The organism is Streptomyces sp. NPDC090032 (assembly GCF_044748025.1).
GTDB lineage: Bacteria > Actinomycetota > Actinomycetes > Streptomycetales > Streptomycetaceae > Streptomyces.
On sequence record NZ_JBIVFF010000007.1, the window covers coordinates 346,028 to 364,870 of the forward strand.

The window sequence follows — 18,843 nt, forward strand, 5'->3', positions numbered from 1 at the left end:
GTTCTGTCAGCTGTCGGCCGTCGTGTCGGCGGGCATCGCGCCGGACTTGTCGACGACGGTGCGGCGCAGGATCGCGTTCGTACCCGCCAGCTTCATGCCCTTGCCGTCCTTGTCCAGGTATGAGCGCGAGCCAAGATAGGTGAGGCGCTCGCTGTCGAAGATCCACTCGCTGCGGGTCGCTGACCGGGCGTCCTGACGGGCGATGCCGACCCCATGGCGCCCGGCGGCGTCCACCGCGTCGGGAATCCGCTGGATGCCCGGGATCCGCGCGACGGCCTTGTAGAGCGCCGCGGCGTTCTTCGGCGGCATCACGGTCTCGTCGAGGAGGGAGCCGATCTTCTCGAAGACGGCCTGGTCCCTGGACTCGCGGCCCGAGGGCCGGGTCCCGGCGTAGAGCTCGTCGAGGAGCCGGTCGGGATCGGTGGGCAGTGAGGCCAGCCAGGCGTACGTCGGACGGTCGAGGCCGGGTGCCAGCGGGTCGGCCGACTCGTAGGGGAGCCGCTGCCCGGACATCGGAACGCCCTTGCCGGTCTCCTTGATGACGCCGAGGTCCTTCACCGGCTCGGACGTCTGCGCCGTCCAGGCCTCGCGCCGGTGCGGGGCGCCGAGTTCGACCGGCCCGGCGAACGTGCCCTCGTTCGAGCGGACCGTGCTGCGGACGTACACGTACTGGCCGTCCTTGACCGGTGTGGTGTCCGTCCTGAGGGACGCGTCGGCGATCTGGTTCAGCAGGACGGTGGCTCCGCTGTCCGGCGCGGGTGCATGGGCTACGGGCGCCGCGCCGTGGTCGTCGCCGACGAAGGTGAAGGCGGCGGCCAGCGCGCCGGTCAGCGCGAGGGCCGCGACGGGCACGGCCATCGCGGGGCGCAGGAAGCGCCGGCGGGCGGTGGCGCCTTCCTGGTGACGCGGCGGAATGGTGGGTGCGACGCTCTCGCGGTGGCGGTCGATCTGCTGCATCAGGATGTCCTTGTGGTGGCGGTGTCGCCCCCGCGGCAGATCCCATTCGGGCGCCTTCGGCAGCAGCCGCGACACCTCCTGGGCCTCCTCGCGGTCACTCCCGAAGGGGTGTGCTGCGTTCATCGGGTCTCCTCCCGCAGGGGCAGGGCCGCGAACGCGGCCTCACTCGATACCTCTCCGCGACCGGGCCGCGGTTCCGGTGCTTCCTGCTGACTGAGCTGCTGCAGCTTGGCGCGCGCCCGGGACAGCCGGGAACGGACCGTGCCCACGGGGACGCCCAACGCGTCCGCCGCCTGCGCGTAGTCGAGCCCGGCCCAGACACACAGGGCGATCACGTCCCGCTCGGCCCGCCGCAACTTGGCCAACGAGCCGTGGATACGGGCTAGTCGGCGAGCGTCGTCGATACGTCCCGCCGTCTCCTCCGCGAAGTCGGCCACGTCGGGTGCGGCGGGCTGGCGGGCCAGGAACGCCAGCCGGCGCCGCATCCCGCGCCGGGCGTTGTGCGCCTTGTTCGTCGCGATGCCGTAGAGCCAGGGGCCGAGTGGCGCGTCGGCGTCGGGGTCGAGACGTTCCCTGGTCGCCCATGCGGTGAGGAACGTGTCGGACATGATCTCTTCGGCGAGCGACCAGTCGCCGGTCAGACGCAGGGCGTGGTTGTAGATCGCCCGCGCGTATTCCTCATACAGGTCGGCGAACGCCTCGCGGTCCCCTGCCCGGATCCGTGCACGCATCCGCACTCCTTCTCGTTGCGCTTCACGTCCGGTACCTCTCCGCACCCACGCACGCGTTCCGGTGACCTGTGCCACACGGGCAACTCGTGGTGACCGCACCCCTGTTGGCCGCCCCGGGGGCGGGTCCGTCATGTTCAGGCACGCGCTCGGGGGCGACACGGCGGCGGAGACGAGGGCGCAGGACCACCGCATCCTCGCGGGCGCCGACCTGGACGGCAGTATCAACGGGGGCTGTCGCCGCCACGGCGGTCACGCGAACGGGCCAACCCAACCGGGTTGGCCCGTTCGACCGGCTCGTCCTCCTGATGCGCGCTCGCGCTCCCGCCCGACGTGGTCGACGCCATGACGATGCCATCGGCACGATCACCGCGGACCGGGCCGAGGCCGCCGAACGAGGTCAGGGGACGTCAGGAACGCTGGTCGCCGGACTGCTCGGCGCGCTGCGCGTTCCGCTCCTTGATGCGGGTGGCTTCCTTGCGGACCGCGGCCTGGGTGGCGCGCTCCTGCTGGAGCCACTCGGGGCTCTCGGTCTTGAGCGCCTCGATCTGCTCCGTGGTGAGCGCCTCGGTGATCCCGCCGCGGGCGAGACCGGAGATGGAGATGCCGAGCTTGGACGCGACGACGGGACGAGGGTGCGGGCCGTTGCGACGCAGCTCCTGGAGCCACTCGGGCGGATCGGCCTGCAGCGTGTTGAGCTCGCTGCGCGAGACGACACCCTCCTGGAACTCGGCGGGGGTGGCCTCGAGGTACACACCCAGCTTCTTCGCCGCGGTCGCGGGCTTCATGGTCTGGGTGGTCTGGTGCGACGTCATGGTGTCAAGGGTATCGACTGTGTGCGAGACCTCCGACCACGACCGGTAACCTGGCGGAGTGACAGGCTCGGAAGTATCCCCTTCGTTCCGGCTCGCGTATGTCCCGGGAGTGACGCCCACCAAGTGGGTGCGGATCTGGAACGAGCGGCTGCCCGGCGTTCCGCTCACCCTCATCGCGACGCCCGCCGGCGAGGCATCCGACGTATTGCGGGACCGTGGGGCGGACGCCGGCCTCGTACGGCTGCCGGTGGACCGGACCGTGCTCAGCGCGATCCCCCTCTACACCGAGACGACCGTGGTCGTGATCCCCAAGGACCACGTCGTGGCCGCGGTCGACGAGGTGTCCCTGGAGGATCTGGCCGACGAGACCGTGCTGCACCCCCTCGACGACACCCTCGGCTGGGAGCAGCTCCCGGGCGAGCCCGCGTTCGAGCGACCGGAGACGACGGCGGACGCCGTCGAGCTGGTGGCCGCCGGGATCGGTGTGCTGGTGGTCCCGCAGTCGCTCGCGCGCCTGCACCACCGCAAGGACCTCACCTACCGTCCGGTGACCGACGCCCCCGAGTCCCAGGTCGCACTGTCGTGGCCGGAGGACGAGACCACCGACCTGGTGGAGGAGTTCATCGGCATCGTCCGCGGGCGGACGGTCAACAGCTCACGCGGCCGTACGGCGACACCGCCGCAGCCCAAGGCCGCGCGCACCGACAGGAGCGGCGGGGCACGGCAGAAGCCGGCCGCGGGGAAGAACCCGCGCGGCGGCGGCGCCAAGGGCGGCGTGAAGGGTGGCGCCAAGGGCGGGACCAAGGCCGGGCCGAAGGGTGCGGCCAAGGGCGGTTCCAAGGGCGGCGCCAAGCGTGGGAAGCCGCGTCGCAAGCCGTAGTCACGGCGGGTCGGGGGCGTGGATATTCCGTTGCCGCGCCCGGCTCCCGGGCGTGATGATCCCTGGATGGCTTCGACTCCGAGTCCCTCCCCTTCCGACGGCCGTGCCGGAATCACCGTCGCGCTCGTGGAACGTCTGATCGCCGCCCAGTTCCCTCAGTGGAGCGGCCTTCCGGTGACGCCGGTGGAGGTCGACGGCTGGGACAACAGGACGTACCGCCTGGGTGACGCCATGACGGCCCGCCTGCCCACCGCCGAGGGCTACGTTCCCGCGGTGGCCAAGGAGAACGAGTGGCTGCCGCGCCTCGCGCCTTCGCTGCCTGTGGCCGTCCCGCCCGTCCTGGCCCAGGGCGAGCCCGGTGAGGAGTACCCCTTTCCGTGGTCCGTGCGCGGCTGGCTGGACGGAGAGACGGCGGCCCGCGGCAGCATCGACGACATGGCGCAGTTCGCGGTCTCGGTGGCCGAGTTCGTCCTCGCGCTGCAGCGCTGCGACGCCACCGGGGGGCCGTCGGCCGGGAAGCACAGCTGGTACCGGGGTGCGTCGCTCACGCACTACGACGACGAGACCCGCCGCTGCCTCACGGCGCTGGAGGGCCATGTCGACACGCGCCGGGCGGCCGCCGTGTGGGAGGCCGCGCTCGCGGCGCGGTGGCAAGGGACGCCGGTGTGGTTCCACGGAGACATCGCCACGGGCAACCTGCTCGTCGCCGACGGCAGACTCACGGCCGTCATCGACTTCGGCACGTCCGGCGTCGGCGACCCCGCCTGCGATCTGGTGATCGCCTGGTGCACGTTCACCGGAGACAGCCGGGAGGCCTTCCGCCGCACGGTCGCCCAGGACGCCGACACGTGGGCCCGAGCCCGCGGCTGGGCCCTGTGGAAGTCCCTGCTGGTCATGTCCCAGTCCCTCGGCACCGACCCGGAAAGCGCCGCGTCCAACCACCGCGTGATCGACGAGGTCATCGCCGACCACGACCGATTCGCCCGGGCGGCACGCTGACCGACCACCCTCCCGCCACGGCCCCTCGACGACCCCTCAACCCGCCTCCCGCACACCGGCCCCCGCATCCTCCGACAGTCCGGGCCGCCAGTACCTGAACACCGCGGACAGGACCACCGCCGTCAGCGTGCCCGCGACCACCCCGCTGCCCAGGACCGCGCGGGCCCAGCTCGGGAAGCCCTCGTACAGGCTCGGGGAGAGCAGGGGGAGCAAACCCGCCGCGAGGGCGAGCGCGGCGACCATCGCATCCGAGTTGTCGGCACCCCGGCCCAGGTCCGCGCGGCGCAGCATGTCGACGCCGAGGACGGCGATGACGGCGTACACGACGAGCGAGGAGCCGCCCACGACCGCCGACGGGATCCCCGCGACGGCCCGCGAGACGGGTGTGAGCAGGCCCATGACGACCAGGAGGGCACCGGCGCCCGCGGTCACGAAGCGGCTGCGTACGCCCGTGAGGCGGACGATGCCGATGTTCTCGGCGCTCGTGACCATCAGCGACGTACCGAAGAGGCCGCCGACCACGGAGACGAGCGCGTCGGCGCGCCCGACCCGGGGCACGTCCCGTGCGGGTGCGGCGGCGTGGCCCACTGTCTCGCCGACCAGCACGGTCTGCCCGGTGATCTCGGCCAGGGTCGTGAGGCTGAAGATGAGCAGCGGGAGCGCGGCCAGGACGTCGAAGTGCGGGGCGCCGTACGGGAGGAAGGAGGGCAGGGAGAACCCGGAACCGGCGGCAGAGCCGAAGCTGCCCAGGCCGGTGACGGCCGCGAGCAGCGCGCCCACCGCCATGCCGATCAGGACGGCCGTCTGCCGCCACACCCCGCGCAGCAGCAGGTACGCGCCGACGGTCGCGGCCACCGTGAGACCCGCGAGGGCCACGGCGCGCGGCTGCCCCTGCCCGTCGGGCCCGGTGATCAGCTGCGCCGCCACCCGTACCATCGCGATGCCGATCAACAGCACCGTCACCCCCATCACCAGGGGCGGGAAGAGCCGCACGATCCGCGCGTACAGGGGAAGGACCGCGACCAGGAGCAGCGCCGCGAGAAACACGGAGCCGCTCGCCGTGGCCGCCCCGTGGTCCTGGGCGATCTGGAGGAACAGCGCGGCGGCGGCCCCTCCGGGCAGCATCACGAACGGCAGCCGCGCCCCGGTCCGCCACACCCCCAGGGACTGGAGCAGCGTCCCCGCCCCGCACAGGATCAGGACCGCGCTCAGCAGTGACGCGGTGCGCGCGGGCGACAGGTGCAGGGTGCCCGCGGTGAGGAACACCGTGGACACCGGCGCGGCGACCATCGCCAGGACGTGCTGCACGGACAGGGGGACGAGGCGCCGCAGCGGAACGCGTTCGTCGACCGGGGACGGGACGGCGGTCACGCCGCGCCGCCGGTGGTCAGCCAGGGAAGCTGCGAGGCGGCGTAACGGTAGGAGCGGAAGACCGCGTTGGGCTCGGACGGGAAGAGACCGCGCACCTCGGACTCCCCGTAGCCGGCGAAGTACGGGACGACGTACTCCCAGCACAGGTAGCCGTCCCGCGTCACTTCGAAGAGGCGGCCCGACGGGGAGTCGGTGACAAGGGTGTTGCCGTTCGGCAGGCGCTGCGCGCTGCCCATGAAGGGGGCGAAGAAGAACTCACGCGCCGGGTCGTGGTACTCCCACGCCACCTTCCCGCTCGCCGGGTCGATCTCGACGACCCGCGAGTACGGAACGTCGCAGTCGGGCCGGAAGACGCCGTTGTCGAAGACGAGGAAGGCGCCCGACTCCAGTTCTGTCGGGGCGTGTTGCTGGGAGACGGTGCCCGGCTCGCTGCGCCAGAGGATCTCGCCGGTCGCGCGGCTGATGACGACGACGGCGGAGACACTGCGCAGGCTCGCCAGGATGTTCCCGTCGGCCAGCGGTGTGACGCTGTTGATCAGCGGCCAGTGCTCGCGGGCGTACGCGGGGTGCAGCGCGTAGGTGTCCCGGTCGAGGTGCTCGGAGGCGCGCCACGACCACAGCACCGTGCCGTCGGCGTCGACCTCCTGGATGGTGTCGGCCCAGACCACTCCGCCCGTGGCCTCGGTGCCGCGCACGCCACCGACCACACCGGCCGCGTCCCCGCCTCGCAGGGGTTCGAGGCCCGTGTACAGGATCCGGCCGTCGTCGAGGTGGTGTGCGTCGTGGTGCTGGAGCGGGTCGCGGTGTTCACTCAGGACGGTTCCGTCCGGAGCGGCCTTCAGCATCACGCCACCGCGGTACTTGTGCCACATGGGGAAGAGGGCCTCCTCGCCGGGGAGCACGCCGTTGTAGGCGAGGACGCCGTCGGGCAGCAGCCGCGCGTGCCGGCCCGGCCGGTACGGCAGCTTCCACTCGTGCGCGGTACGTCCCTCCATGTCGACGAGGTACACCTCGCCGGAGCCGGTGAGCGGCGCGAAGAGGGTGTAGCCCGGGAACGCGGTGTCCGGGTCGTGGGCGATCAGTCCGGTGGCGTGGCGGCGGCGCGAGTTCTGGTCGACGGCGGGCACGTGGATGTCTCCCTCTAGGTTTCAAAGTTTCTTTGATGAGGTCAAGCAAGTTTGACCGTAGTGAAGTTCTGTTAAGTGGGTGTAACGGCAGTGCGAAACCGGAGCCGGGCCACGATTAGGGTTCGGACATGAGCAAGGGCGCTGTCGTGGGCAGCAACGATGACGGGAACGCCGACGGGAACGCCGACGGGAACGCCGAGAACCAGGAGCGGACACCGCGGGTCGGTGCCGCCGTCCGCAGGCGCCGCCGCGCACTCGACCTGACGCTCGCCGCGGTCACCGGGCGCAGCGGTCTGTCGGTGCCGTTCCTCAGTCAGATCGAGAACGACCGGGCGCGCCCCAGCATGCGCTCGCTCCAGCGCATCGCCGACGCTCTCGACACCACGGCCGTCCAGCTCCTCGCCGCTTCGGACGCCACCCGCACCGTCGATGTCGTCCGTGCGGGAGACCCGGGAGGCCTTGCGTCCGGCACCGGCGTGCGCCCGCTGACGCGCGGGACGCACCAGGTCCACGCCCTGGAGTTCACCGGCGAGGAGAACGCCGGGCGTGAATTCCGGCACCGCAACGACGAGTTGATGTACGTGGCGGACGGTGCCGTCGAGGTGGAGGCGGAAGGCCGGGTGCACCGGCTCGGCCGCGGCGACAGCATCCTGCTCTCCGGCGGCGTAAGGCACCGCTGGCACGCCGTCGAGCCGGACTCACGCGTGGTGGTCGTGGCGGTGGCGGATCACGTCGAGATCCTGGAGCCCTGACGGCGCGGAAGCCGTACGGTTCGACAGCCACGGGCGGTTCAACTCGCCGCGCATCCAGGGGTGTTCAGAGAAGCGCGCACCGGGCGGACCTGGTGGGTTCCAGGCCCGCCCGGCGGCAGGTCGTACGCGGTGGCGCCTCAGCAGCTCAGGTTGTCGCCCGGTGTGGTGCCCAGGATCTGGACGAACGCCTTGTACCGGTCGATGCGGCTCTGGACCTGGCCGGGGTTGCCGCCGTTGCACTCCAGGCTGCCGTTGATGGAGCGGATCGTCTCGCCGAAGCCCGCACCGTTCACCATGGCGTTGTGCGGCGTCATGGTGCCGGGGCCGCTCTGCGTGTTCCAGTACCAAAGGCCCGTCTTCCACGCCACGGCCGCGTCCTGCTCCACGAGGTACGGGTTGTGGAGGAGGTCGATGCCGAGCGCGTCGCCCGCGGCCTTGTAGTTGAAGTTCCAGCTGAGCTGGATCGGGCCGCGGCCGTAGTACGCGGCGGTGCCCGCCGGGCAGCCGTAGGACTGGCTGGTGTCGCAGTAGTGCGGATAGTTGGCGGTGTTCTGCTCGACGATGTACACCAGACCGCCGGTCTCATGGCTGACGTTGGCCAGGAACGCCGCGGCCTCCTGGCGCTTGACCGTGTCGCTGCCGGTGTTCGCGAAGCCGGGGTAGGCGCTGAGCGCGGCGGTCAGTCCGCTGTACGTGTAGAACGGATTCCTGTTCGGGAACATCTGGTTGAACTGGGCCTCGCTGACGACGAAGCCGGACGGATCAGGGTCGCCGGGGTTCGTCTCGCCGCCGCCGCAGGCGCCCTGGTCCGCCCAGACGTCGGAGGTGCCCGGGGTCTCGTTCTGGGTCCACCACTTGGCGTTCCAGTTGTGCCCGTTGTACGAGGCAGATCCGCCGCCCGTGTAGACGGACGAGGAGTTCCAGGGTGCGGCGCACTCGGCCGCCGATGCCGTGCCGGCCGGACCGATGACGACCACGGCGCTGACCGCGGCCAGGGTGGCGACAAGACTCGTGACGCGCTTGATCATGCCAACGCTCCTTCGCGCGGCGCGAGTTGGTGAGCCCGGCGCCGCCATGGGGGGTGCCGTCACTCAAGCGAACCTGGTCTGAACCTGTCAAGGTCTAGACCAGAAGTGCCGCAGCGGCGGTGGAGTTTCGGCCTGGGCTGATCTCAACTCGACATGGCGTACAAGGACTTGGCCGCGAAGCTGATCGGGAGCGGAACACGACGGAAGCCGGCGGCTCGGGAATCATTCCCTGCGCCGCCGGCTCCCGCGTGCCCTGGAGCGAGATGTCCTATGAGGAGATGTCCTAGAGCGAGCCCTGCCCGCCGCTGTTGAGCGCCGGCGCCTGGGACTGGGGCGCCTGCGTCGGCATGGAGCGCGGCAGCGGCGCCGGCATCACCCGTTCCAGATCCCGCAGGGTCTGTTCGGCTACGGCACGGACCTGGGCGGGGATGTCGCCTCGTTCCTGGATGAGCCGGCTGTAGATCGGAGCTTCGTGCTGTGCGGCCCACACGTCGAGACTTCCCTCTTTCCTTGGCTGGCGACGCCCCCGGCACCGGAGGAATCAGCCAACGAGTCTACCGGTGACCTTTGCGCCGTAGGCAAAGTGTCCATATCCGGGGACGCGAGGCCCCTGAAGAGGGTATGGATCGTCGGAACGCTTCCGGGCACCGGCGTCAACGGCGGCCCGGACGAGAACCACGACATGGAGGTTGTGAGAGTGCGCTACCGCGAGCTGGGCCGCAGCGGAATGTCCGTGTCCGAGATCGGCTACGGCGCCTGGGGCATCGGTGCGTCCGGGTGGGTGGGCGCCACCGAGGACGAGTCCGTACGCGCCCTGCACCGTGCCATCGACCTCGGGGTGAACTTCATCGACACCGCCCGCGGTTACGGCGAGAGCGAGCGGATCGTCGGCCGGGTCGTGCGCGAACGGGCCGGCGACGACGTACTGGTGGCGACCAAGGTGCCGCCGATGAACAGGATCTGGCCCGCGCCCGACGGCATCGACCCCGCCGATGCGTTCCCGGGCGCCCACATACGCGAGAGCGTGGAGACCAGTCTGCGGGTCAGCGGACTCGACCACTTCGACGTGGTGCAGTTCCACGTCTGGAGCGACGAGTGGGTGGGCCGGGGCGACTGGCTGCAGACGGTCGAGGAGCTGAAGAAGGAGGGGAAGATCCGCCTGTTCGGCGTCTCCGTCAACGACCATCAGCCCGCCAACGCACTCGTCCTCGTGCGCAGCGGCTTCGTGGACACCGTGCAGGTCATCTACAACATTTTCGACCAGGCGCCCGCCGACGCGTTGCTGCCCGTGTGCGAAGAACACGGCGTCGGTGTCATCGTCCGTGTGGCGCTGGACGAGGGCGGGCTCACGGGCCGGATCGCCGCCGGTACGACGTTCCCCGAGGGCGACTTCCGTGCCCGCTACTTCCGCGACGACCGGCCCGCGCAGGTCGAGCAGAAAGTCGCCGCCATCGTCGCCGACCTGGGCATCGCGCCCGACGAGATCGCCGAGCACGCACTGCGCTTCGTGCTGAGTTCGCCCGCCGTCTCCACCGTCATCCCGGGCATGCGCACCGTACGCAACGTCGAGCGCAACACGGCCCTGAGCGACGGACGGCCACTGACCGCCGAGCAGCTCGCCGTGCTGGCCGGGCACCGCTGGCAGCGCAACTTCTACGCGTAGGCCGCTTCAACGGATGGGCCGTCTTCAACGGATGGGCTGTTCGACGGCAGGGGAGAAGCCCCCGCGCAGCGCGCGCGGGGGCTTCAACGAGGCTCGGGTCAGGAGCCGTCGCGCTTGAGGGAGTCGTGGACTCCTCGGGCGCGGTCGCGGGCGTCGCCCATGTTCTTCTTGGCTTCGCCCCTAGCCTGGTCGGTCTTACCCTCGGCTTCCTTGCGGCGATCGCCAGTGACCTTACCGGTCATCTCCTTGGCCTTGCCCTTGACCTTGTCCATGCCGCCCTTGTCAGGCATTGCGACTCCTTTGTCTTGTACGGGTCTTGCTCGACCAACGTAGAACGACGCCACCGAAGCCGCGCGGTGGACGATTACGCTCCGTGAGACTCAGGGCTGCTCGGCAGCTGGAGCTGGGGAGATGCCCAGTCCGCATGGCGCAGGATCGCGCGGACCGTCATGCCGGACGGCGTGGGCGACGGACTGGCTGCGGGGGCGGCGTTGCGCGTCGTAGTGGGCGAGTGCCGTTTCCACGGAGGGTTCACCGGCGAGGGCGGCTAGTACGGCCGCGTCCTCCAGGGCCTGGCATGCGCCGTGGCCGAGGTTCGGCGTCATGGCGTGCGCCGCGTCACCGAGGAGGGCGACGCGGTCCGCCATGTCCGCGGGCACCACCGCCGCCTACTTCGCACGTGGCGGCGTTGCTCACGGCGCTGGTCCGGCGGCTCGTGGAGCGCGACCAGGCCGAACTCCGCTCGGCGGGCGAGGAGTTGCCGCCGCTGCGGGACGCGGACCAACTGACGGAGCAGATGGGCGAGTTCATCGAGCAGCGGCTCACGGGGGAGGGGCGGCGGCGGTCCCTGGCGCGCTACGCCTGCGCCGTCGAGAGCGTGTGCCATCCCGAGCCGCGGGCCGGCCTCGTGCCGCGCGAGAACGCGGCGCGCGACGCCTTACGCGACTACCTGGCCGCGCGCGGTGTGGCGGACGCCGAGGGGCGCACCCTCACTCGGCCGGCATGCGTCGACAGGCTGGTCTTCGACCGGCTGCTGGGCGGCGGACGCGTCTCCGAGCCGGAGATCCGTGGGCTCGTCGCGACGGCGCTGCGGTAGCGCCCGGCGGATTCGGGCAATCGGCCGGGTGGGAAGGCTTGCTTTCCGGTGGGGCCGCCGCTGCGGGTAGCGGTCGGTCCGTGAAACGGCACGCAGGGAGCCCCACGCCGTTGCGAGCAGGTGGCATGCGCACCACCTGCTCGCGTCCGCACCGGAGGATGTCCGCACCCGCCTCCCGGTCAGCCGCCGACGTAGGCCGCGAGGTGCTCACCGGTCAGGGTGGAGCGGTCAGCGACGAGTTCGGCCGGTGTGCCCTCGAACACGATCCGTCCGCCGTCGTGACCGGCGCCGGGGCCGAGGTCGATGATCCAGTCGGCGTGGGCCATGACCGCCTGGTGGTGCTCGATGACGATGACGGACTTGCCGGAGTCGACGAGCCGGTCGAGCAGCCCGAGCAACTGCTCGACATCGGCGAGGTGGAGGCCGGTCGTCGGCTCGTCGAGGACGTAGACCCCGCCCTTCTCGCCCATGTGCGTCGCCAGCTTGAGCCGCTGCCGCTCGCCGCCGGACAGCGTGGTGAGCGGCTGCCCGAGGGTGAGGTAGCCGAGCCCGACGTCAGCCATCCGCTGGAGGATCTTCTGCGCGGCCGGCGTGCGCGCCTCGCCCGCGCCGAAGAACTGCTCGGCCTCGGCCACCGACATCGCGAGCACCTCGCTGATGTCGCGCCCGCCGAAGTGGTAGTCGAGGACCGAGGCCTGGAACCGCTTCCCCTCGCAGTCGTCGCAGACGGAGGCGACACCGGCCATCATCGCCAGGTCCGTGTAGATGACGCCCGCGCCGTTGCACGTGGGGCAGGCGCCCTCGGAGTTCGCGCTGAAGAGCGCCGGCTTCACACCGTTGGCCTTGGCGAACGCCTTGCGGATCGGGTCGAGCAGTCCGGTGTACGTCGCCGGGTTACTGCGCCGCGAGCCGCGGATCGCGGCCTGGTCGACCGTGACCACCCCGTCCTGCCCGGCCACCGAGCCGTGGATCAGCGAGCTCTTGCCCGAGCCCGCGACGCCCGTGACGACGGTCAGTACGCCGAGCGGAATGTCGACGTCGACGTCCTGGAGATTGTTCGTGGCTGCGCCGCGTACCCCCAGCTTCCCCGTCGGCGTGCGTACCGTCGGCTTCAGCTTCGCGCGGTCGTCAAGGTGCTGCCCGGTGAGCGTGTCGCTGGCCCGCAGCCCCTCGACCGTGCCCTCGAACACCACCTCGCCGCCGTCGGTGCCCGCGCGCGGGCCCAGGTCGACGACGTGGTCGGCGATCGCGATCGCCTCCGGCTTGTGCTCGACGACCAGCACCGTGTTGCCCTTGTCCCGCAGCCGCAGCAGCAGGTCGTTCATCCGCTGGATGTCGTGCGGGTGCAGCCCGATCGTCGGCTCGTCGAAGACGTACGTGACATCGGTCAGGGACGACCCGAGGTGGCGGATCATCTTGACGCGCTGTGCCTCGCCGCCGGAGAGTGTGCCCGCCGGGCGGTCGAGACCGAGGTAGCCGAGCCCGATCTCCACGAACGAGTCGAGGGTGTCTCCGAGCGCCTTCAGCAGCGGTGCGACCGACGGCTCCTTGAGGCCCCGCACCCACTCGGCGAGATCGCTGATCTGCATCGAACAGGCGTCGGCGATGCTGATCTTCTTGATCTTCGACGACCGGGCCGCCTCGCTCAGCCGCGTGCCGCCGCAGTCGGGACAGGACGTGAACGTCATCGCCCGCTCCACGAAGGCGCGGATGTGCGGCTGCAGCGAGTCGATGTCCTTCGACAGCATCGACTTCTGGATCTTCGGGATCAGACCCTCGTACGTCAGGTTGACGCCGTCGACCTTGATCTTGGTCGGCTCCTTGTGGAGAAGGTCGTGCAGTTCCTTCTTGGTGAACTTGCGGATCGGCTTGTCCGGGTCGAAGAAGCCGCAGCCGCGGTAGATACGGCCGTACCAGCCCTCGACGCTGTAGCCGGGGACGGTGAGCGCGCCCTCGTTGAGCGACTTGCTCTCGTCGTACAGCGCGGTCAGATCGAAGTCGGTGACCGAACCACGGCCCTCGCAGCGCGGGCACATGCCGCCGACGATGCTGAAGCTGCGCCGCTCCTTCACCTTCTCGCCGCCGCGTTCGATGGTGACCGCGCCCGCGCCGCTGATGGAGGCGACGTTGAAGGAGAACGCCTTGGCCGAGCCGATGTGCGGCTTGCCGAGCCGGCTGAAGAGGATGCGCAGCATCGCGTTGGCGTCGGTGGCCGTGCCGACCGTGGAGCGGGCGTCGCCGCCCATCCGCTCCTGGCCGACGATGATCGCGGTCGTCAGACCGTCGAGCACGTCGACCTCGGGCCTGGCCAGCGTCGGCATGAAGCCCTGAACGAAGGTGCTGTACGTCTCGTTGATCATCCGCTGCGACTCCGCGGCGATCGTGCCGAAGACCAGCGAGCTCTTGCCCGAGCCGGAGACACCCGTGAACACCGTCAGGCGGCGCTTCGGGAGCTCGACGCTGACGTCCTTGAGGTTGTTCACGCGCGCACCGTGCACGCGGATCAGATCGTGGCTGTCGGCAGCGTGCAGCGCAGGTGACTGCGCCTGCGTCCCCTTGGCCATGCTCATCGTGTCTCCATCTGTTGCGCGGGACCGCCCTCGCGGGCCCCGTCGGCGTCGCCGGCTCGATCTAACCAGTTTCGAGCCCTCCGCCTGGTTCTCTTCTCCTGCTGGGCTCTCCTGCTGGGCTTCTGCCCGGGGCCCGGCCCGCCGGGCCGTCCGTCAACTGTCCTGGAGCAGTCCGAGGACGTTGCCGTCGGGGTCGGTGAACGTGGCCACGAGGCGGCCGCCGCCGACGTCGTGTGCGGCCTCCTTCACCACGGCGCCCGCGGCGGTCACCTCGGCGAGCTTCGCCTCGATGTCCGGAACGTGCCAGTACGTCACCGGCGAGGTCATGCCCCCGCCGCCCGGCACGAGCCCGATGTGCTGGCCCGCGACGTCGAAGCCGACGTAGTAGGGCGCGTCGGCCGTCGGTTCCGCGCCGAGCAGGGCGGCGTACACCGCCTTGGCCTTCTCCACGTCGGAGACGGGGTGCAGCACGGTCTTGATTCCCTGCGTGGCAGAGCTGGTCATGATCACTCCTGAAGTCGGTGGGCGTGGCCGCCCGGTTTGCGGGCGGCCGGCTTTGCGGGCGGACGGGAAGCTGCCGTGAAGGGCGCTGTCCACGGAGTTCAGGCTAGGCGCGGCGCATGACCGGCGCTTCTCCAAAACTGCTCACTTCCGGTGGCCCTCGTTTCCGCCCCTCCGCCCCTCCTCACTTCCACGGAGTCGTGTCCGTGGAGTCGTGTCCGTGGAGTCGGGCACGGGTTCGAGGGTTCCGCGCGAAGGGTGGACCCTCGCCCGGCGACGACACCCTGGGGCCGCTCAGGCGTTGGGGTTGCCGTGACGCGGTTGCAGTGACGGTTCTGCACAGGGTGGGCGCGGGCTACGGACGGCGGCGACTGTCTACGGACGAGGGGCAGGAATGTGCGGAGCATGGCGGACGTGTGGACACTCAGGGGCGGCGACAGGACACCGTCGCCGGAGAGCCGCGGCCAGGCGCCCGGCCCTCTCGTGGGCCGGGAGCGGGAGTCGCGGGCCCTGCGCACGCTCCTGGAGAACCATCGGCTGGTGACGGTGGCCGGCGAGGTGGGCGTGGGCAAGAGCCGGCTCGCCGCCGACGCGATCGCCGACATCCGCGCTCAGGGGTCCAAGGCGCGCATCCTGTTCGTCCGCTGGCCGGAGGGCGGGCAGGGCGCTGGGTGTGGTGCCGAGGCGGTCGTCGGGCCTGGTCCCGAGCCGGACCTTGGGCCCGGTGCCGAGCCGGACGCTGCTCCCTGTGTCGACCCGGACGCGCCCGACTCGCTGACCGCGGCCGTCATGGAGGCGGCGGCCGGGATGCGCGGGCGGCGCGGCGCGGCAGGTGCCGTCGCCCTCGGGGACCGGTTGCGCGCAGCCGACGTGCTGCTCTTTCTCGACGACGTCGATCCGGTTCATGCCGAGTGCGTGGGCATGGTGCAGACGCTGCTGGAGTTCGTACCGTCGCTGCGCGTTCTGGTGACCGCACGCCGGCCCCTCGGCCTCGGCGAGGAGGCCGTGCTGCGCCTCGCGCCGCTCAGTACCGAGCCCGCGGACGACCACGGGACCGCGCCTGCGGTGGAACTGTTCCTGGACCGGCTCACGGACCGACTCCTGGACCGGGCGGGCGCCGGTTTCGACACCGACGATGCGGACCTGGGTCCGGCGGCGGACATCTGCCGGTCCGTGGGCGGGCTGCCGCTCGCGGTCGAGCTGGCCGCGGCGCAGGCCGCCAGGAGCAGCGTGGAGGAGGTCGCTGCCCGGCTGGAGGAACACCAGTGCTGGCTGAGCGCCCCCGGGATGGCGGCTCCCCGGCACCGGTCGCTGAGGGACGCCGTCGCCGCGGTCTACGTACTGTGCGACCGGGACGAGCGGATCGTGTGGGCCCGCGCCAGCATCCTGGCCGGGGACTTCGACGAGTCGACGGCGGCGTTCGTCTGCGCCGGCGGCGGCCTCGCACCGTCCCGGGTGCCCGCGTGCCTGAACCGCCTCGCCGCGGTCGGCGTCCTGACTCCGGTACGGGACCCCGGAGGCATCCGCGAACCCCGCTACCGCATGGCCCCCGTCGCCCACGACTTCGGTGGTGAACGGCTGCGCGAGGCGAGGGAGTTCGACGTCGCCGCCGAACGCCGCGCGATCCACTTCCACCGGGTCGCCGCACTCGCGGAGAGCCTGTGGAGCCTCGGCAGCCAGCCGCAGGCCGTACGGCTCGTCATGGAGGAGGCCGAAGGGCTCAGGGCCATGCTGGAGTACGCGCCCAGGCAGCCCGAACTCGCGGCGGCCGCCCTGGAGTCCGTGCTGAACCTGTGGTTCTGGTGGGCGGTCTACGACGCCGTCGACGAGGGACGCCGCCATCTGCTGCGGCTGCTCCCGATGTGCCGCTCGGACACCCTCCTGATCGCGCGAGGCCTGTGCCTCGCCGCCTGGCTCACGGCGTACGGCGACCCGCTGGGAGCGAACGAACTGCTCCAGCACGCATGGCCGGCCGCGGTCCTGGCGGGGGACGACGCGACCATCGGGCGGATCGCGCACGTCCAGGGCATGCTGGCGCTCCATGAGGGCGACCTCGACCGGGCCACCGAGCAGTTCCAGGAGGCGGCGGACACGATCCCGCCGTACGCCCCCGGAGGTCTGCCGCCCGCGGTGAGCCTGGCCGCTCTCGCGGTGATGCAGGCAGTGCGCTCGCCGCGGGCGGCGCGCGGGAGCGCACGTCGTGCCCTGAGCCAGCCCGGCATGCGAGGCGATGCCTGGGCTTGTCTCGTCGCCCGCTACGCCCAGGCGGTCGTCGACCACAGCGACGGCCGCACCGGCAGGGCCCGGCAGCGCGCCCACCGCACGCTCGCCGCCGTGGACGCCCGGCTGCCGGCACCGCACGGCTGCGCCGCGCTGCGGAATCTGATCGCCGACATCGACCGGGGGAGCCGCGGCGGCCTGCCGACGGCGGATGTGCCACAGGGGTGCACCGCGTTCGCGCTTCCGGCGCAGGTCGGCAGCGGCGTCCCGGGGTGAGGCGGCGTGCGGCCGGACTCAGGCAGTCGGCGCGCCGGGAACCCGGCGGCTGCCGCCGTTGCGCTCCTGCCACAGCCGGTACACCTCGACGGCGTTGTCCCGCGGCTCGTGCCGCATGGGCAGGCGCCGCTCGGTGTAGTCCTTGGCGAACTCGCCGTAGAAGGTGTCGAGTTCGAAGAACCTGCGGTCGTCGACGTAGTGCGGCTCGTAGGCGTCGCGGGTGGTGAGGAAGACGACCTCGTCGGGGGAGCAGTAGTACAGCGAGCCCAGGCACATCGGACAGGGGTGGGCGAGTACGTAGATGCTGGCGCCGACCAGGTGCTCGGTGCCGAGCCTGCGGCAGGCCTCGCGGATGGCGAGGATCTCCGCGTGCGCGGTCGGGTCGGAGGTCTGGGCCACCATGTTGGGGCTCTCGGCGAGGATCTCGCCGTCCCTGACGATGACGGTGGCGAAGGGGCGCCCGCCCTCTTCGACGTTCCGGCGGGCGAGGTCGATGGTGCGCTGGGCGAAGTCCATGGGGGTCCTCAGGGGAGTTGCGTGACCGACCGGCACAGCGGCGCTGAGCGGGCCGGGGGCGGCGGGCCGGAGCCGGGTCGGGCTCCGGCCGCGCACGGGTGACTGACAGCCTCTGATGCAGATTCAGAAAGGCTTCGTGGGAAGGTACTTGCCGTCGAGAGTGATCACGGCGCGCTCGCCGCCCTCGGGATCGGCGACCTTCTTCACGTCGAGCTTGAAGTTGATCGCGCTGATGATGCCGTCCCCGAACTGCTCGTGGACGAGGGCCTTGAGGGTGGTGCCGTACACCTGGAGCATCTCGTAGAAGCGGTAGATGGTCGGGTCGGTCGGAATGCCGCCGGGGATCGAGCCGCGCGTCGGGATGGTCTGGAGCAGCAGGGCCGCGTCGTCGTCGAGACCGAGGAGTTCCGCGACCGCCTCGGCGGACGTCTGCGGCAGGGCGTGCTGGCCGAGCACGGCCGCGGTGACGAAGGCCGGCGACAGCCCGGCGGCGTCGGCGATCTGCTGCCAGGTCAGGTCCTTGCGGGTCTTGGCCTCGACGGCGGTGACGGCGAGGGTCTCGCGGGCGGTGGGGTCGAACTGGGCGTGCGGCATGGGGAGTTCCTCCTCAGGGTCCGGGGATCGGTGTGTGGGTCTGGTTGGTGCGGTCAGGCCGCGACCGCGGCGCCGTCGACCGGGTCGACGCAGCCGGTGGCGATGTCGAACACCCAGCCGTGCAGGGTGAGCGTTCCGTCGGTCAGCGCACGGGCCACGGAGGGGTGGGTGGCGAGGTTCTGCAACTGCGCGGCCACGTTCGCCCGCACCAGGGCGGCGACCCTGGCGGGGCCTGGTGCGGCCGGGACCGCGGCGACCCGCGCCCGGGCGGCGTCCGCGTGCCGCAGCCATCGGGAGACGACCGGCGCCGCGCTGAGGTCGTGCCCCTCGGCCAGGGCCGTCATCGCCCCGCAGGCGGAGTGGCCGCAGACGACGATGTCGCTCACGTGCAGCACGGCGACGGCGTACTCGATGCTCGCCGCGATGCCGTCGGGGTCCGACGCGTAAGCCGGGACCAGATTGCCCGCGGTGCGGACGACGAACAGCTCCCCGGGCTCGCTCTGCGTGATCAGTTCGGGGACCACGCGGGCGTCCGAGCAGCCGATGAAGAGCGTCGTCGGGCGGTGGGTCGTGGCCAGGCGGGCGAAGAGCCCCGCCTTCGCTGGAAAGACATCGCGGTGAAATCGCGCGAGTCCGTCCGAGAGGTCCTGCACGGGTCACTCCTTTCGCTGACTGCCGGCCCGTCGGGCTGACGAGATCCACCATGCATGACCAGTACCTATAGCGTCCAAGACGCAATGACCATGACTC

Annotated in this window: 20 protein-coding genes; 6 read left to right on the top strand and 14 right to left on the bottom strand. The window is 71.3% G+C overall.

Going from position 1 to position 18,843, the window contains the following annotated elements; all coding sequences use genetic code 11:
• Positions 1–6: 6 nt before the first annotated feature.
• The 3 genes from ACIPWY_RS19810 to ACIPWY_RS19820 form a co-directional block, all read right to left on the bottom strand.
• Positions 7–1,080 (bottom strand): CU044_5270 family protein, encoded by a 1,074-nt coding sequence (locus tag ACIPWY_RS19810; protein ID WP_393700861.1) that lies wholly within the window; start codon positions 1,078–1,080, stop codon positions 7–9.
• On the bottom strand, positions 1,077–1,688 hold the full coding sequence (locus tag ACIPWY_RS19815; protein WP_393700863.1) for an RNA polymerase sigma factor: 612 nt from the start codon (positions 1,686–1,688) through the stop codon (positions 1,077–1,079). Before ACIPWY_RS19815 ends, ACIPWY_RS19810 begins: the two co-directional genes overlap by 4 nt.
• A 407-nt stretch (positions 1,689–2,095) precedes the next feature.
• On the bottom strand, positions 2,096–2,500 hold the full coding sequence (locus tag ACIPWY_RS19820; RefSeq protein WP_362902967.1) for a DUF5997 family protein: 405 nt from the start codon (positions 2,498–2,500) through the stop codon (positions 2,096–2,098).
• Between the two features lie 58 nt (positions 2,501–2,558).
• On the opposite strand from ACIPWY_RS19820, the gene ACIPWY_RS19825 reads away from it, so the two are divergent.
• Together ACIPWY_RS19825 and ACIPWY_RS19830 are read left to right on the top strand one after the other, a co-directional pair.
• Positions 2,559–3,380 carry a LysR family substrate-binding domain-containing protein gene (locus ACIPWY_RS19825; protein ID WP_362902969.1) on the top strand — a complete coding sequence of 274 codons (822 nt, stop codon included), beginning with the start codon at positions 2,559–2,561 and terminating at the stop codon, positions 3,378–3,380.
• Between the two features lie 66 nt (positions 3,381–3,446).
• Entirely contained in the window at positions 3,447–4,379 is a 933-nt protein-coding gene (locus ACIPWY_RS19830; RefSeq protein ID WP_393700866.1) for an aminoglycoside phosphotransferase family protein, read from the top strand.
• A 36-nt stretch (positions 4,380–4,415) separates the two neighbouring features.
• Here ACIPWY_RS19830 and ACIPWY_RS19835 read toward each other — a convergent pair whose 3' ends face one another.
• Both ACIPWY_RS19835 and ACIPWY_RS19840 read right to left on the bottom strand, forming a co-directional pair.
• Positions 4,416–5,750 (bottom strand): uracil-xanthine permease family protein, encoded by a 1,335-nt coding sequence (locus ACIPWY_RS19835; RefSeq protein WP_393700868.1) that lies wholly within the window; start codon positions 5,748–5,750, stop codon positions 4,416–4,418.
• Positions 5,747–6,877 carry an aryl-sulfate sulfotransferase gene (locus ACIPWY_RS19840; RefSeq protein ID WP_362902975.1) on the bottom strand — a complete coding sequence of 377 codons (1,131 nt, stop codon included), beginning with the start codon at positions 6,875–6,877 and terminating at the stop codon, positions 5,747–5,749. Before ACIPWY_RS19840 ends, ACIPWY_RS19835 begins: the two co-directional genes overlap by 4 nt.
• Before the next feature lie 128 nt (positions 6,878–7,005).
• On the opposite strand from ACIPWY_RS19840, the gene ACIPWY_RS19845 reads away from it, so the two are divergent.
• Positions 7,006–7,629 (top strand): cupin domain-containing protein, encoded by a 624-nt coding sequence (locus ACIPWY_RS19845; protein ID WP_362902977.1) that lies wholly within the window; start codon positions 7,006–7,008, stop codon positions 7,627–7,629.
• Between the two features lie 137 nt (positions 7,630–7,766).
• Here ACIPWY_RS19845 and ACIPWY_RS19850 read toward each other — a convergent pair whose 3' ends face one another.
• Positions 7,767–8,657: a glycoside hydrolase family 19 protein gene (locus ACIPWY_RS19850; protein ID WP_362902979.1), complete on the bottom strand. Its 891-nt coding sequence runs from the start codon at positions 8,655–8,657 to the stop codon at positions 7,767–7,769.
• A gap of 283 nt (positions 8,658–8,940) precedes the next feature.
• Entirely contained in the window at positions 8,941–9,147 is a 207-nt protein-coding gene (locus ACIPWY_RS19855; protein WP_362902981.1) for a hypothetical protein, read from the bottom strand.
• Between the two features lie 207 nt (positions 9,148–9,354).
• Between ACIPWY_RS19855 and ACIPWY_RS19860 the strand changes: the two genes are divergently transcribed.
• Positions 9,355–10,320, top strand: a complete 966-nt coding sequence (locus ACIPWY_RS19860) for an aldo/keto reductase (RefSeq protein ID WP_393700871.1) — start codon at positions 9,355–9,357, stop codon at positions 10,318–10,320.
• 98 nt (positions 10,321–10,418) lie between these two features.
• On the opposite strand, the gene ACIPWY_RS19865 is transcribed toward ACIPWY_RS19860, so the two are convergent.
• Both ACIPWY_RS19865 and ACIPWY_RS19870 read right to left on the bottom strand, forming a co-directional pair.
• Positions 10,419–10,610: a CsbD family protein gene (locus ACIPWY_RS19865; protein WP_362902985.1), complete on the bottom strand. Its 192-nt coding sequence runs from the start codon at positions 10,608–10,610 to the stop codon at positions 10,419–10,421.
• Positions 10,611–10,700: 90 nt separating this feature from the next.
• Positions 10,701–10,967: an FAD-dependent monooxygenase gene (locus ACIPWY_RS19870; protein ID WP_401534092.1), complete on the bottom strand. Its 267-nt coding sequence runs from the start codon at positions 10,965–10,967 to the stop codon at positions 10,701–10,703.
• Between the two features lie 32 nt (positions 10,968–10,999).
• On the opposite strand from ACIPWY_RS19870, the gene ACIPWY_RS19875 reads away from it, so the two are divergent.
• Positions 11,000–11,416, top strand: coding sequence for a TetR family transcriptional regulator (locus tag ACIPWY_RS19875; RefSeq protein WP_401534094.1), 417 nt, complete (start codon positions 11,000–11,002; stop codon positions 11,414–11,416).
• A 179-nt stretch (positions 11,417–11,595) separates the two neighbouring features.
• Here the strand turns inward: ACIPWY_RS19875 and ACIPWY_RS19880 are convergent, their stop codons facing one another.
• Positions 11,596–13,986: an ATP-binding cassette domain-containing protein gene (locus ACIPWY_RS19880; RefSeq protein ID WP_393700878.1), complete on the bottom strand. Its 2,391-nt coding sequence runs from the start codon at positions 13,984–13,986 to the stop codon at positions 11,596–11,598.
• 153 nt (positions 13,987–14,139) lie between these two features.
• Positions 14,140–14,490: a VOC family protein gene (locus ACIPWY_RS19885; protein WP_362902989.1), complete on the bottom strand. Its 351-nt coding sequence runs from the start codon at positions 14,488–14,490 to the stop codon at positions 14,140–14,142.
• A 402-nt stretch (positions 14,491–14,892) separates the two neighbouring features.
• On the opposite strand from ACIPWY_RS19885, the gene ACIPWY_RS19890 reads away from it, so the two are divergent.
• Complete coding sequence (locus tag ACIPWY_RS19890; RefSeq protein ID WP_401534096.1) at positions 14,893–16,983, top strand: ATP-binding protein; 2,091 nt, start codon at positions 14,893–14,895, stop codon at positions 16,981–16,983.
• Positions 16,984–17,001: 18 nt separating this feature from the next.
• Here the strand turns inward: ACIPWY_RS19890 and ACIPWY_RS19895 are convergent, their stop codons facing one another.
• The 3 genes from ACIPWY_RS19895 to ACIPWY_RS19905 form a co-directional block, all read right to left on the bottom strand.
• On the bottom strand, positions 17,002–17,499 hold the full coding sequence (locus ACIPWY_RS19895; protein ID WP_362902993.1) for a nucleoside deaminase: 498 nt from the start codon (positions 17,497–17,499) through the stop codon (positions 17,002–17,004).
• Between the two features lie 123 nt (positions 17,500–17,622).
• Complete coding sequence (gene cynS, locus ACIPWY_RS19900; RefSeq protein WP_362902995.1) at positions 17,623–18,093, bottom strand: cyanase; 471 nt, start codon at positions 18,091–18,093, stop codon at positions 17,623–17,625.
• A gap of 53 nt (positions 18,094–18,146) precedes the next feature.
• Positions 18,147–18,746, bottom strand: coding sequence for a carbonic anhydrase (locus ACIPWY_RS19905; RefSeq protein WP_362902997.1), 600 nt, complete (start codon positions 18,744–18,746; stop codon positions 18,147–18,149).
• Positions 18,747–18,843 lie beyond the last annotated feature (97 nt).